The sequence below is a fragment of the Nocardia mikamii NBRC 108933 genome, from assembly GCF_001613505.1.
GTDB classification, from domain to species: Bacteria; Actinomycetota; Actinomycetes; order Mycobacteriales; family Mycobacteriaceae; genus Nocardia; species Nocardia mikamii.
Genome location: NZ_BDCM01000013.1, coordinates 57,449 through 71,229 on the forward strand (window position 1 = coordinate 57,449; position 13,781 = coordinate 71,229).

Annotated in this window: 14 protein-coding genes; 7 read left to right on the top strand and 7 right to left on the bottom strand. The window is 67.4% G+C overall.

What is annotated here, in order from left to right; genetic code table 11:
• Nucleotides 1-7 precede the first annotated feature (7 nt).
• Entirely contained in the window at nt 8-190 is a 183-nt protein-coding gene (locus NMI01S_RS18345; RefSeq protein ID WP_218021056.1) for a hypothetical protein, read from the bottom strand.
• Nucleotides 191-293: 103 nt separating this feature from the next.
• On the opposite strand from NMI01S_RS18345, the gene NMI01S_RS35640 reads away from it, so the two are divergent.
• The 3 genes from NMI01S_RS35640 (at nt 294) to infA (ending at nt 1,608) form a co-directional block, all read left to right on the top strand.
• On the top strand, nt 294-431 hold the full coding sequence (locus tag NMI01S_RS35640; protein ID WP_218021058.1) for a hypothetical protein: 138 nt from the start codon (nt 294-296) through the stop codon (nt 429-431).
• Between the two features lie 209 nt (nt 432-640).
• Nucleotides 641-1,393 carry a GNAT family N-acetyltransferase gene (locus tag NMI01S_RS18355; RefSeq protein ID WP_062998881.1) on the top strand — a complete coding sequence of 251 codons (753 nt, stop codon included), beginning with the start codon at nt 641-643 and terminating at the stop codon, nt 1,391-1,393.
• Entirely contained in the window at nt 1,384-1,608 is a 225-nt protein-coding gene (infA, locus tag NMI01S_RS18360; RefSeq protein ID WP_227462776.1) for a translation initiation factor IF-1, read from the top strand. Before NMI01S_RS18355 ends, infA begins: the two co-directional genes overlap by 10 nt.
• A gap of 251 nt (nt 1,609-1,859) precedes the next feature.
• Here infA and NMI01S_RS18365 read toward each other — a convergent pair whose 3' ends face one another.
• Together NMI01S_RS18365 and NMI01S_RS18370 are read right to left on the bottom strand one after the other, a co-directional pair.
• Entirely contained in the window at nt 1,860-2,837 is a 978-nt protein-coding gene (locus NMI01S_RS18365) for a hypothetical protein (RefSeq protein ID WP_157126254.1), read from the bottom strand.
• Nucleotides 2,838-3,111: 274 nt separating this feature from the next.
• On the bottom strand, nt 3,112-3,516 hold the full coding sequence (locus NMI01S_RS18370; RefSeq protein WP_062998885.1) for a hypothetical protein: 405 nt from the start codon (nt 3,514-3,516) through the stop codon (nt 3,112-3,114).
• Between the two features lie 376 nt (nt 3,517-3,892).
• Between NMI01S_RS18370 and NMI01S_RS18375 the strand changes: the two genes are divergently transcribed.
• Nucleotides 3,893-5,425 carry an acyl-CoA synthetase gene (locus NMI01S_RS18375; protein WP_062998887.1) on the top strand — a complete coding sequence of 511 codons (1,533 nt, stop codon included), beginning with the start codon at nt 3,893-3,895 and terminating at the stop codon, nt 5,423-5,425.
• Between the two features lie 58 nt (nt 5,426-5,483).
• Here the strand turns inward: NMI01S_RS18375 and NMI01S_RS18380 are convergent, their stop codons facing one another.
• Together NMI01S_RS18380 and NMI01S_RS18385 are read right to left on the bottom strand one after the other, a co-directional pair.
• A complete protein-coding gene (locus tag NMI01S_RS18380) occupies nt 5,484-7,220 on the bottom strand; it encodes a pyruvate dehydrogenase (RefSeq protein ID WP_062998889.1) in 1,737 nt (578 codons plus the stop codon).
• A gap of 493 nt (nt 7,221-7,713) precedes the next feature.
• The gene (locus NMI01S_RS18385; protein ID WP_062998890.1) at nt 7,714-8,154 is read right to left on the bottom strand and encodes a winged helix-turn-helix transcriptional regulator; all 441 of its coding nucleotides are present in this window, start codon (nt 8,152-8,154) and stop codon (nt 7,714-7,716) included.
• 126 nt (nt 8,155-8,280) lie between these two features.
• Here NMI01S_RS18385 and NMI01S_RS18390 point away from each other — a divergent pair, with 126 nt between their 5' ends.
• Nucleotides 8,281-9,147 (top strand): oxidoreductase, encoded by an 867-nt coding sequence (locus NMI01S_RS18390; RefSeq protein WP_062998891.1) that lies wholly within the window; start codon nt 8,281-8,283, stop codon nt 9,145-9,147.
• A 35-nt stretch (nt 9,148-9,182) separates the two neighbouring features.
• On the opposite strand, the gene NMI01S_RS18395 is transcribed toward NMI01S_RS18390, so the two are convergent.
• Nucleotides 9,183-10,724, bottom strand: coding sequence for an amino acid permease (locus tag NMI01S_RS18395; RefSeq protein WP_062998892.1), 1,542 nt, complete (start codon nt 10,722-10,724; stop codon nt 9,183-9,185).
• 281 nt (nt 10,725-11,005) lie between these two features.
• On the opposite strand from NMI01S_RS18395, the gene NMI01S_RS18400 reads away from it, so the two are divergent.
• Nucleotides 11,006-11,962, top strand: a complete 957-nt coding sequence (locus tag NMI01S_RS18400; protein WP_218021060.1) for an LLM class flavin-dependent oxidoreductase — start codon at nt 11,006-11,008, stop codon at nt 11,960-11,962.
• 200 nt (nt 11,963-12,162) lie between these two features.
• Entirely contained in the window at nt 12,163-12,648 is a 486-nt protein-coding gene (locus NMI01S_RS18405) for a carboxymuconolactone decarboxylase family protein (protein ID WP_062999782.1), read from the top strand.
• Between the two features lie 79 nt (nt 12,649-12,727).
• Here the strand turns inward: NMI01S_RS18405 and NMI01S_RS18410 are convergent, their stop codons facing one another.
• On the bottom strand, nt 12,728-13,768 hold the full coding sequence (locus NMI01S_RS18410) for a hypothetical protein (RefSeq protein WP_062998893.1): 1,041 nt from the start codon (nt 13,766-13,768) through the stop codon (nt 12,728-12,730).
• Nucleotides 13,769-13,781 lie beyond the last annotated feature (13 nt).

Here is a 13,781-nt window from a genome sequence, read left to right on the forward strand (position 1 = left end):
TGCAAGCTCATTCACGGGCGGGGGGCGTCCACGCCGCCAGTGCCGCTTTCGCCGCACCGTAGGAGGTCGCGGCGTACTCGGCGCCGGTGGACCCGATAGTGACGATCGAGCCGCCGGGCCGTCCCGAATCGGTGTTGCCACCCGCCATGTTGACCACCAGGTCGAGGTCCGGCCCCAATTCCTGCGCCATTCCCGCCACCGCCCGCGCGGAGCAGGCCGGGCTGGTGGAACGATCACCATCGTCGGTGTCGCACCGGGCGGTCGCGGTCCGGCTCACCGAAGCCGGTCACAGGATGATCGAAGCCACCGTGCGTCAGCTCCTCGAGCACGAGGCCGACCTCGTCAGCGCGCTCTCCCCCGCCGAGCGAGCGACCCTGACCGGCCTTCTCGGCGGTCTGGAACAGGCGCTCGTCACGCCGCGCGACACGTGACCAGGCGCGGTCACCGGCGGGCGCGCCCGAAAAATAGAGTGGCCCCGCGCTGTTCGAGTTGTTAATCTTCCGCGGTCCGACCTGATCACGCGAGGGGGTGAGTCCCATTTTCACGGCATTCCTTGGGCGCTCCCCGTTCTCACGATCGGACGTTTGACGCACGTCGTCATCGGGAGTGCTCGTCCGAGCGATCCCGAGAGGGGACGACAATGCATTCTTCCGAACTCATGGTGACGCGCATCGCGGACCGGCAGTGGCATGCGCTGACCGGCGACCGCGTGGTCGGTCGTGGCGAAGCATCGCCGCGGCCCGATGGGCGACTGTTTCTCAGCATCGACTCCTGGCAGGCCGACGCCTTCGATCGGCTCGCCACCGCCATGCTGGCCGACCTGCCCACACCGCTCTACACGGTGGTCGACGAGACCGACCTGGAGCTGAGCGCGCAATGGCGCCGGGCGGGTCTCGTGACCCGGCGGCGCGAATGGGAATACCGGGTTCCCACCGATCCGGCGATCACGGGACTCGATTCGGCACCGCCGCCGGGTATCGATATCCTGAATTTCGGTGCGGCCGAGGCGCATTCACTGCGCGAACTGGACCGCACCATACGCGCCGAAGTCGAGGCCGCCGCCGGTTGGCAGACCATGCCGGCCGAGGTGATCTCCCCACCGATCGACCCCGCGAACTACGTGGTGGCGGCCCAGGCCGGCCGCTACGCGGGGCTGTGCCGGGTGACGCAACCGACGCGGCTACCGCGCATCGGCCTGATCGCGGTTCGCGCCGAGTCGCACCGGCGCGGCATCGCTCGCGCCCTGCTGGGGCGGGCGCTGGGCTCACTGCACCGCGCCGGAAAGGCTTGGGCGTCGGCCGAAATCGACGAATCCAACGCGGCGGCGACCGCCCTGTTCGAAGGCATCGGCGCCGAGCGGTCGAACAGCGCCCTGGAGTTGGTGTGGCGATGAAGAAGGGAGCGATCGAAGTTCAGGGGCACGTCGTGGAATGCCTGCGCAATGCGACATTCACGGTGGAGCTGCCCAACGGGCACAAAGTCCTCGCCCACCTGTCCGGCAAGGTCCGGATGAACTACATCAAGATCCTCCCGGACGACCGAGTCCTGGTCGAGCTCAGTCCCTACGACTTGACCAGGGGCCGAATCCTGTTCCGCTATCGGAGTTAGCGCCCTGGCAGGGCAAGGTAAGTCGACGATCTGCGCACCCGTTTCCGTGTGCGCAGGTTCGCCACCTACTCGGCCGAACCTTTCGTGCAACCTCCGCGGTGATGCGCGAAAACGGCGTGTTTCGCAGAGGTTTGCACGACTGGTTCAGCATCGCTGCGGCGGTATTCGGTCTGCCCGTGTCTACTACCGGGTCCAGCCGATCGGTGCCCCCACATCGGATGGCCACATCTCCCCCGGAACCCAGTTCCGCTTCACTGTGGAGGCAGATGCGGTTCCGACGGCGGCGCGCCACTGGGGCCCGCATGGGGGGTGGGAGCCGAGGTCGATTCCGGGCCACCGCGCTGCTCCGGTGAGGAGGGGTAACCCGGTTGCGGATCGGCCGCACCGTGGGCCGGCGCGGCGGGCTGATGGACGTGGCCCGACGGCGCGCCGGCGACCGGGTGCGGGTGGGCGGCGTTCGAATCTTCCTGGGCACCCGACGGAAGAGGCTGGTAGCCCGGCGCCCCAGGGTAAGCCGGTGCGGGGACGCCCGGATAGCCGGGAACAGCGGCGCCCGGATGCGAGGGCCAGCCGTGAGGCGCGGGAATGGGTGACGCAGACCCGGGGACCGCAGGTACTACGGGAGCCGGATAGCCGGGCTGGGCGGCGGGGTAGACCGCCGGCCCCGGGTAAAACGCGGCGCCGGGGTAACCGGGGACCGCCGACGGAGACGCGGAGGTCGCCGGGGCGCCCGGTTTGCTCGCGATCAGGGTTCCCACTGCCGCGAGAATCGCGATGGCGGCGGGTATCGCGAGCCAGTTGCCTCTGTCTGCCAACCGAACGTAGGACTCGATGCAGACCACCACGACGTTCTGGGTGACCGTGACGAACAAGGCGCCGCCGCCCAACGCGGCGATGGTGCGAACCCGAACGGATCCCGAACCGGAAATCGCCAGCAGAGTGCCGCCGACCAGCGCGGCGAGCGCGCACACCCAGAACGGGATCAGCGCGGCACTCGAGCCGTACTCGAAGACGGAATAACCTCCGCCCGAGACGACGAGTCCCCAGATGGACTGCGCGGCTGCGAGAATCGCCGCCGCCGCCAAGGCAATACCCGCCACGACGTCGACGGCAGCGCGCTTACCGGCAGCCGTGGGCCGCGAGAATGGCTGAGCACCAGGGTAATTCGGCGGCACACCCCAGCCCGGTGGTTGCGGTGCGGGATATCCGGGCTGGTACGGGTTCGCCATCGGTCGCAGCTCCTTGTCGACATCGCTTGCGGCTCAGCCTAAGCGACTACCGAGGTACGCGCGGGTTCGCCGGCATACCGTCGAAGCGACGCGGCGACAACAGACAGGGCGACAGCCGAGGGGCCGACCAGCCGGTCAGCCGCGGAACCGCGACCGGCTGCCGAACGGCGCACACCAACTGGACCGGCTACCGCGGCTCCGCCGGCCCACCAGGTCGCGAACCTGCGCCGTGTCGCCGTACGGTCGACACCGCCGGCGACGCGGCAGGGCACGGCTACATCGACCCCGTGCAGAACATCGGCTGGACCACGAAATTGTTGCCGGGGTTCGTATCCGGCGTCGTACTCGTCACCGTGGCGGTGATCAGTTCCAGCGTGCGCGCGGTGCCGACCGTGTAGTTGGCGATTTCTCCCGGCGCCAGAGCGGGTTTGACGATGGACCCGGACGGACCGAACGGCGTCCAGTAGTCGACCGCCACATTCTCCGCGGTCGCGGTGCCGATATTGCGGACGATCACCTGCAACGGCGGCGGGAAGCCCGGCAGCGCCCCGCCACAGTAGGTGTAGACCTCCACATCGGCACCGGTCGGTTCGGCCTGCGCCGCAACACCGAAACCCACCGCGGTCGTGGCCGCCATCGCCACCCCGGCGGCCAGCACGCCGATACGCCCGATCTTCATAGGAACCTCCCGCTCGCCGAACTCACGTACGGAATATCGAGATCTCGGCGGGCCTGTTATGCCCCGAAAAGGATGGGCACGCCCGGCATGCTGCCCGATCCGCGGGCACCAGGTACCGAGTGGCGTCGCGCACGGCGGGGAAGGCCCATCCGTCCCGGCGGCGCGAACGATCACGGGCGGCGCCGTGCACACGAGCGTTCGTGCGCTCTCGAGCGGTTCACAAGTTTGGCGATAACTCACGAATCCTCGTTCACTTTCCGCTATCGTCGCGCTCGTCGGGACGGTGTCTCGGCGGGGCCGGTGTCGCGGCGGCGAGGCAGGTCCCTCTCGACCTTCGGTCGCGTCCGGACCGTCGGCGGTGTTGTGGAGGAGCAGGATGTACCCCGGTGCGCATGTGGATCGTTTCCCTGATAAACCGGCGGTCGTGCTGGCCGAGAGCGGTGCGGCGCTGACCTACCGCGAGCTCGAGGACAACTCGGTTCGCCTCGCGCGTCACCTCTACGACGCGGGCCTGCGGAGGGGCGATCACGTCGCGCTGCTGTCGGGCAATACGCTCGAGGTGTACGAGGTCTACTGGGCGGCGTTGCGATCCGGCCTTTACATCACGGCCGTCAACCGGCATCTGTCGGCGGATGAGATCAGCTATATCGTCGACGATTGCGGCGCGCGGGCGCTCATCGTGTCGGCGGAGCTGGCGGATGTGGCCGAGCGGGTGGTCGAGCAGACGCCCGGGGTCGGGATCCGGCTCGCCTTCGGCGGCACTGTTCCCGGATACGACTCGTACGACAAGGCGCTGGCCGCGTCCTCTTCGGAGCCGCTGCCGGATCAGCCGCGCGGCGCCGACATGCTGTATTCGTCGGGCACCACCGGCCGCCCGAAGGGCATCAAACACCCGTTGCCCGACCGTCAGGTCGGCGATGCGCCGGGTGACACCTACACCGCTGTATTCGGCCCGCTCTACGGATTCGACACCGACACGGTGTACCTGTCGCCGGCTCCGCTGTATCACGCCGCGCCGTTGCGGTTCGGCGGCGTCGTGCACGCTCTCGGCGGAACCGTGGTGGTGCTGGAGCGCTTCGACGCCGAACAGGCGCTCGCCGCGATCGAACGCTATCGCGTCACCCACAGCCAGTGGGTGCCGACGATGTTCGTGCGCATGCTGAAACTCGACGAGAGCGTGCGTGCCCGCTACGACGTCTCGAGTATGCGAGTCGCCGTCCACGCCGCCGCACCGTGTCCGGTGCAGGTGAAGCAGGCGATGATCGACTGGTGGGGGCCGGTGCTGCACGAGTACTACGCCTCCACCGAAGGAAACGGCGCCACCTTCATCGACAGCGAGCAGTGGTTGCGCAAGCCCGGTTCGGTCGGGCCGGCGGGCTTGGGCGCGGTTCGCATCTGCGACGACGACGGGCGCGAGTTGCCCGCCGGTGAGATCGGCACCATCTATTTCGAACGCGAGGAAGTCCCGTTCGACTACCACAACGATCCGGAGAAGACCGCGAAGGCGATTCACCCGGATCACCCGACCTGGACCACCACCGGCGATATCGGCTACATCGACGCCGACGGGTTCCTGTTCCTGACCGACCGCAAGGCGTTCATGATCATCTCCGGCGGGGTGAACATCTACCCGCAGGAGATCGAGGACGCCCTGGCCCTGCACCCCGACGTCCTCGATGTGGCGGTGATCGGTGTGCCCGACGAGGAGATGGGCGAATCGGTGAAGGCGGTCGTCCAGCCCGCCCCCGGCGCGGAGCCGGGATCCGAACTGGCGCAACGACTCCGCGATTTCCTGCGCGAGCGCATCGCCCACTACAAGGTGCCGCGCAGCTTCGACTTCGCGGACGAATTGCCTCGTACACCGACGGGAAAGCTGGTCAAGGGCAAGCTGCGCGCGCAGTACGTGTGAGGGTCGGTCGGGTCGGGCTCGCCCGGCGACCACGAAACTCACCGGGAATCAATGCTTTTCATCGTGGGACGTTGCGCAGATTCGATCGAGCCATGTCGATCATGCGGCCCACTCCGCCGGTGAGCACGATCTTGCTGGCTGCGAGCGCGAAGCCGCGTACCTGGGCCGCGGTGATGTGCGGCGGCAGGGACAGGGCGTTCGGATCGGTGACCAGGTCGACCAGCGCGGGGCCCGGATGTGCCAGCGCCTCGGCGAGGGCGGCGTGGATGTCGGACGGTTCGGTGACTCGCACGGCATGGATGCCCGCGGCGCGGGCCACGGCGGCGAAATCGACCGGGGCATGGTCGGTTTCGAAATTCGGCAGGCCGTCCACCAGCATCTCCAGCCGCACCATACCCAGCGACGAATTGTTGAAGACGATGATCTTCACCGGCAGCCGATGCAGCGCCACGGTGAGCAGTTCACCCATCAGCATGCCCAACCCGCCGTCGCCGGACATCGAGATCACCTGCCGGTCCGGATAGGCGAATTGCGCGCCGATGGCATGCGGCAGGGCGTTGGCCATCGTGCCGTGCAGGAACGACCCGATCACCCGGCGGCGGCCGTTCGGCGTCAGATAGCGGGCCGCCCACACATTGCACATGCCGGTGTCGACGGTGAAGATCGCGTCGTCGGAGGCGACTTCGTCGAGGATATCGGCGGCGTATTCCGGGTGAATCGGCGTGTGGTCGGCCACATTTCGGGTGTAGGCATCGACGACCTGCTCGAGCAGGCGGTAGTGCTCGCCGAGCATGCGGTCCAGGAATTCGCGGTCGGATTTCTGCCTCAGCAGTGGTAGGACCGCCCGCAGCGTTTCCCGGACGTCGCCGTGCACGGCCAGCTGCAGCGGCGTGCGCCGGCCGAGGCGGGCGGCGTCGTGGTCGATCTGCACCGTATTGGATCCCGGCAGGAATTCGTCGTAGGGAAAATCGGTGCCGACCAGCACGACCAGGTCGGCCTCGTGCATGGCCTTGTAGCAGGCGCCGTAGCCGAGTAGACCGCTCATTCCCACGTCGTGGGGATTGTCGAACTGGATCCATTCCTTACCGCGCAGGCTGTGCCCGATGGGTGCGTGCAGCAGTTCCGCGAGCCGCATCACCTCCTCGTGCGCCTCGCGCACGCCCGCACCGCAGAACAGGGTGACGGTGCGCGCCGCGTTCAGGGTGTCGGCGAGCGCCCGCACCGCTTCGGCGGCAGGCATGACGTGGCCCAGTTCGGAGACGAGGCTCGTCTCGCCGGTCGGATGCGCGGCGTCGAGCTGCGCGACGTCGCCCGGCAGCACCACCACCGACACCTCGTGGCGAGCCAGCGCATGCTGGATCGCGATCCGCAGCATGCGCGGCATCTGCGCGGGACGGCTGATCATTTCGCAGTACCCGCTGCATTCGACGAAGAGCCGTTCCGGATGGGTTTCCTGGAAGAACTGGGTGCCGATCTGATCGGAGGGGATGTGGGAGGCCAGCGCCAGCACCGGCGCTCCGGTGCGGTGCGCGTCGTAGAGGCCCTGGATGAGATGCGTGTTGCCCGGGCCGCAGCTACCCGCGCAGACGGCCAGGCGGCCGGTCAATTGCGCCTCCGCCGCCGCGGCGAAGGCGGCGGCCTCCTCGTTGCGCACGTGCACCCATTCGATGTCCGGGGTGCGGCGTACCGCGTCGACGATCGGATTGAGGCTGTCCCCCACCACGCCGTAGATCCGCCGCACTCCGGCCTGCACGAGAACGTGCACGAATTGGTCGGCCACATTCGTTTTCGCCATACGCTCTCCTCCACCGCTGTGATCGGCGCCGGCGTCTTCGCCTTCGCCCGGAGCCGAAGCTCCCTTCCCGGATGAACAGATTCGCGATTGCCACGAATACTACCGGGCAGGGCTACATGGAAATGGCGTCGGACATCACGCCCGGACGTTTGCCGCAGCAGAGACGATTTTCGGGAAGAGCGCCGGGACTCTGCCCCACATTCGGTGCCGGAGGCGATCTACGGACAGGCCCGGCAACCGTCAGAGAAATTGCCTTTTGAATATTCACAGCGCAAACCTGCCGACGGGTAGAGCAGTCTTCCGCCCGAATCTCACCGACGCAAAGTCGCTGGTGAACAACAGATCTCGAGATACCGACCGACGGAAGCGCCGTACTGCGAGTACGACCGACAATGCGCGGGCGCCGTCGATGCGCTTACTGTACTTTGCTGTCCTGAATCGACCTGCGCTGCACGGCGGTTCACCGCTCACGCACCACCATCGTCCGGTCCGCTCATGAGATGCGAGCGTCGTGGCTCTCGCGGTGGGCCAACACCTCGCCCATGTGGTCCTGTGCCCAGGCTCTGAGGCCGCGCGTCAAGTGATGGAGTGAGAGGCCGAGTTCGGTGAGCTCGTAGGTGACCGTGACCGGGACGGTCGGCGTCACCGTGCGGGTGAGCAGACCATCACGCTCGAGAGCCCGCAGGGTTTGAGTCAGCATCTTCTGGCTGACTCCGACCAGCAGGCGAGACAGTTCGGAGTAACGCATCGCTCCCGGGGCACGCGAGACACCGGGCCGATCGGACGCGGCGCCCGCATCCCCGCTCAACGCGCACAGAATCAGCACAACCCATTTGTCGGAGATTCGATCGAGGAGTTGACGACTGGGGCATGCCGCCAGGAATGCGTTGTACTCCGCGCTGCTTCGAGCCCCCTCGAATACCTTCGCTGTCACCGGTCTCGCCTTTCATCGGAGAGTTACGCACTTTCGAGTGCCTACTTCCCGAAAGGAAGTAGCTCTCCAACAATGGTGCCAGGAGGTCGGAGACATCTCCTCCCGATAAGAGACGAAAGGCACCACGTGAACGCACCCCTCCTTCCCGGCGGTACCCGAATGCTCGGCGACGCGACTGTCACCCGATTCGGCTACGGCGCCATGCAGCTCGCCGGCCCCGGGGTCATGGGGCCGCCCACCGACCGCGACGGCGCGCTGGCCGTGCTGCGCGAGGCAGTCGATGCCGGTATCACCCACATCGACACCAGTGCCGCATACGGGCCTGATGTGACGAACGAGTTGATCCACGAGGCGCTGCACCCCTACCCGGACACGGTGTACATCGCCACGAAGGTCGGGGCGCGCCGCGACGCGCAGGGCGGCTGGCCTACGGCGCGGCGTCCCGAAGAGTTACGCGAACAGGTGCACCAGAACCTGCGGTCGCTCGGGGTCGATACGCTCGACCTGGTCAACCTGCGCATGGGCGATGCCGCAGGCCCCCAGCCCGGCTCGCTCGCAGCGGCGTTGGAGACGCTCGCCGACCTTCAGCAGGACGGTCTGATACGCCATCTCGGAGTCAGCAACGTCACCGCGGATCAAGTTGCCGAGGCGCGGAGCATCGTGGCGATCGTGTGCGTGCAGAACATGTACAACCTCGCCCATCGCCACGACGACGACCTCATCGACCGGCTCGCCGCCGACGACATCGCCTACGTACCGTACTTCCCGCTCGGTGGCTTCACACCGCTGCAGTCGGAGACACTCGCCCGGGTCGCGACCCGGGTGGGTGCCGCGCCGCTGCCGGTGGCGCTGGCCTGGCTGTTGCGGCGCGCACCGAACATTCTGCTCATCCCTGGTACGTCGTCCGCGGCTCATCTGCGCGAGAACATCGCCGGGGCCGGGCTCTCACTGTCGGATGAGGACGTCGCCGCGCTGAACGGCATCGCCCGCTGACCATGCCGTCGAGGAACCGCCCGCCCTGCGGCCGCTCATCCCCCGCGCGCTCCCGGATCCTCCACGATCACTTCCGGCTCCGCCGGCCGCCCCGGCCACGGGCGTTCGGCGACCACCGGGAACTGTCCGGTGTGGTCGTGGCGAATGGCGGCTATGCGCAACACTTTTCGGCGCGTCAGGAACCATCCTCCGACGAGCACCGGGCCCATCGCGCAGACCGTCGCCACGACCGCCCAGCGTTGGATCGGGTCGCTGCTGCACGCCATCAGGGCGATCACGCCCGCCAGGAAGGCGAGGGTCGCGTAACCGGTGTAGGGGGCGCCGATCATGCGGTAGGCGGGGCGGTGGGAGATGCCGTCCCACCAGCGGCGCCACAGGCGCAGCTGGCAGAGCAGAACCACCATCCACGAGACGATCGTGCCGAGAGCGGAGACGTTCAGGACGATCTCGAATGCCTTGTCCGGCACCACCGCGTCGAGGCCGACGCCGATCAGCGCGATCGCGCCGGTGGCCAGGATGCCGACATAGGGCACGCCGGTGCGCGACATCCGGGTGGCGACGGCGGGGGCGCTGCCGTTCGCCGACATCGACCGCAGGATGCGGCCGGTGGAATAGAGGCCCGCGTTGAGGCTGGAAAACGCGGCGGTGAGCACGATCAGATTCATCATCGACCCGGCGGCGGGGACGCCGATGCGGGCGAAGAACGTCACGAACGGGCTCTCGCCGTCACGAAAGGCGGTGTAGGGCAGCAACAGTCCCAGCAGGACGAGTGAGCCGACGTAGAACACCCCGATGCGGGCGATGACCGAGTTGATGGCGCGCGGCATCACCTCGTGCGGATTCTCGGTCTCCCCCGCGGCGATGCCGACCAATTCCACTGCCGCATAAGCGAAGACGACGCCCGTGGTGACCGTGACGAGCGGCAGCACGCCGGTCGGGAACAGGCCACCGTGATGCGCGATCACGCTCACCCCCGTGGACTCGCCCCGCAGGGCGAATCGGCCGGCGAGGAAGACCGTGCCCACGATCAGAAATCCGATGAGGGCGACGACTTTCACCAGCGCCACCCAGAATTCGAGTTCCCCGAACCACCGCACCGAGATCAAATTCGTGCCGACCACCGCGATCAGCGCCACCAGTGCGATCACCCACTGCGGCACCACCGCGAACGCACCCCAATATCGGACATATGTCGCGATCGCGGTGATGTCGACGATGCCGGTCATGCACCAGTGAAAGAAATACATCCAGCCGACGGCGAATGCGAGTTTCTCGCCATAAAATTCGCGTGCGTAGGATACGAACGATCCGGACGACGGCCGGTACAGCACCAGCTCCCCCAGCGCCCGCAGCACGAAGAAGACGAAGACACCGCAGACCGCGTAGACCAGAAAAAGCCCTGGACCTGCGTCGGCGAGACGTCCACCCGCACCGAGGAACAGTCCGGTGCCGATCACTCCGCCGATCGCGATCATCTGCAATTGACGGTTGCGCAACGACTTTCGGTAGCCGTCCTGCTCGGTATGCAACGCCGCGGCCAGAGCCGACAATTCGACGGGTCGGTGGTCTGTGCTCATGACCGGACCTTCCGGTGGACAACATTGAATCTTCAAACAACGTAGCGCCGGACACCGGTACGTTCACCGGTGGGAATATCCATATACCGCGCGGTCGGTTCTCAGAAAATGGACAGCCGTACCCTCTGTGTCGAAAATTCAAACGTGCATAATCGAATTCGACGAGGGGCAATTCGATGTCGCCGAATCGTTGCCGGTCGGGTCCGGCGACCGCGATACCGGCACCCCGCCATACCCCGCGGGGAATTGCCGGCCCTCACACCTCGGCCCACGCTGGTCTCGTGAACGACATTCGATACGGCCTGCTCCTCCCCGGCGGCGTCGCGCAGTTGGAACGCGGCGGCGCGGCCCGCAGCCTGGCCGAGTTGGCGGTGACAGCCGAAGGGATGGGATTCGATTCGGTGTGGCTGGGCGATTCGCTGAGCCGCGCTCGGATCGAACCCCTGACGGTCCTCGCGGCCGCGGCGGCGGTAACCGAACGGATCACCCTCGGGACGGCTGCGCTGATGCCGGCCTACCGGCACCCGGTACAGGCCGCCGCCACCCTCGCATCGCTGGACCAGCTCGCCTCGGGCCGGCTGATCCTCGGCGTGGGCGCGGGCTTCCCGGACCTCAGCCGCGCCGAATTCGACCTCGTCGGCGTGGACTACCGGACCCGCTTCTCCCAGCTCGACGACACCGTAGACCTGTGGCGACGGCTGTGGTCCGGGAACACCGACCCGTTCCACGGCAAGGTTCTCCACTACGACTGGTTGCCGGACGTCCCGCAGCCGCATCGGCCGGGCGGGCCGCCCATCTGGGCCACCGGTATCACCCCCGCCGCGCTCGCCCGGACCGGACGGCGGTACGACGGCTGGCTCCCCTACCCGCCGGATGTGACCACCTATGCCGACGGCCTGGCCACCGTCCGGTCTGCTGCGATCGCCGCCGGCCGCGCCGAAACATCCATCACCCCGGCACTTTTCGCGACCGTCTACCTCAGCGACGACGGACAGGAGGGCCGGGCGGCGCTGGACCGCTACGCGCAGGCGACCTACCGGATGCCGGTGGAGACGGTCGAAACGATCCAGGTCCTGCTGACCGGCACCGCCGAACACGTTGCGGCGCACCTGCATCGGTACATCGACGCGGGCGCCGAACACATCCTGCTGCGCATCGCCGCCCTCGACCCGGCTGAGTTCACGGGGCAATTGGCCCTGATCGAGCCCCTGCTACAGCCCATGACGATGTCGCGCTGACACCTGATCCAGCACCGCCTTCGGGTGAGCCGGGTCGACGCTCGCCGCGGTCCATCGGGATCGCGGCGAGCCCGACGCCGGGCAGCCGCTGTTTGTGACACCGAATACTTGTGCCGCACATCACTTCTCCGCACTGTCACGCCGATCGCGCGAGCGGCATCTTGTGTTCGTTCACCGATCACGACAGCAAGGACGACGTCATGGAACCCCGTTTCACCCTCACCGGCAGTGCACTCGGCGCCAAGTTCGCCAAGCGATTCGGCAACACCAGCATGGTCATCCTCCAGTCGACGCTGCCCAAGGCGACCCAGGACCTGATGATGCTGCGCGTCAGCCAGATCAACGGCTGCGGGTGGTGCACCGATGTGCACAGCAAGGACCTCGCGGCCGCCGGCGAGCCCGCGGTGCGCATCAACCTGGTCGCCGCGTGGCGCGAGGCGTCGGTGTTCAGCGAGGCCGAGCGGGCCGCGCTGGCGCTGGCCGAGGAGGGCACCCGTCTGGCCGACGCCCACCAGGGAGTCTCGGACGAGACCTGGGCGCAGGTGCGCAAGCATTACGACGACGACCAGATCGCCGCACTGGTCGGCCTGGTCGCGCAGATCAACGCGGCCAACCGGCTGGGCGTGATCGTGCGCCAGCAGGGCGGCTCGTACGAGCCCGGCATGTACGCCGAGGTCAACGGCTGATCAGCGAGCGAAACACGATCCGGCCCGGGTGGTGGTCGACCTGGGCCGGACCGCTGCCGCAGTGGGCGCACGCCGTGCGTTACTTCGTGGCCTCGGCCAGGATCGCCAGCACCGGCTCGGAGGTGTAGAACGGCTCGAGGCGCTCGCGAATCAGCTTGGCCAGCACGCCGTTTCGCTTCGCCGCCTCGAGCACCGCGGGGCCGTAACGCAGAATCTCGGTGCGGATGTCGTCGGCGGACAGGCCGAGTTCGGGCAGCAGCGCGCCGAGGGTGTGGTCGCCGTACTTGGTGAAGAACACGTCGACGCATTCATCGAGAAGCACACCCACGTACTCCTTGTCGCGGGTGGTGACGACGATGCGGTGCACCAGCAGGGCGAGTTCGCGCAGGTCGGCCTGGGTCAGGTAGTCGCGCAGGCCGCTGACCGGCTCACCGGCGTGCAGATCCCAGAACTCCATCGCCGCACCGTGCACCGGTGCGTCGCGCAGCATTTCCCGGATCGCGTTGTTGGTGCGCTTGAGTGCGAACATCGCACCCTTACCGGCCATATCCCCGATGAAGGTGCCGCTGCTGGCCTTCTCGGCGGCCTTGCGCGCGGACTTGGCCGCGTTGGTACCGAACGACACCAGCGATCCGACGCCCGGAACCTTGCTGGCCATCTGCCGGTTCGACTCCATGAAATCATCGATCAGCTTGTCGACGAATTTGGACGCCGCCGTCGCCACCAAGGGGCTTTCGGTCAGCCGCTCCAGCAGGCGCTCCTGGGCCTGGTGCATGCCGAAGATCTTCTCCAGCAACGCTTCCACGGGTTCGCGGTCCACGACGTCGCCGAGAGCGTAGTCGTTGTTCTCGGCGATATTGTCGTAGATCGCGTCGGCGAACACCGCCACCGAATCCTGTAGCACCGGGCTGCCGCCGATGCGGTTCACGACGGTGCGCACGGTCTGCCGAGCGTCTTCGACGGAAACCACATCGCGGAAGACGATCGTGTCGGCGACCGCCAGCACATCGTCGACATCACGGGCGACGACCTCGGCGAACCGATCTCCTGTCACCTCCGCCAGCAGATAGTCCACCTGCGCGTCGAGCAGTTTCGCGGCGACGTCCTGTGCTGCGGTCATCGGTTCCCCTTCA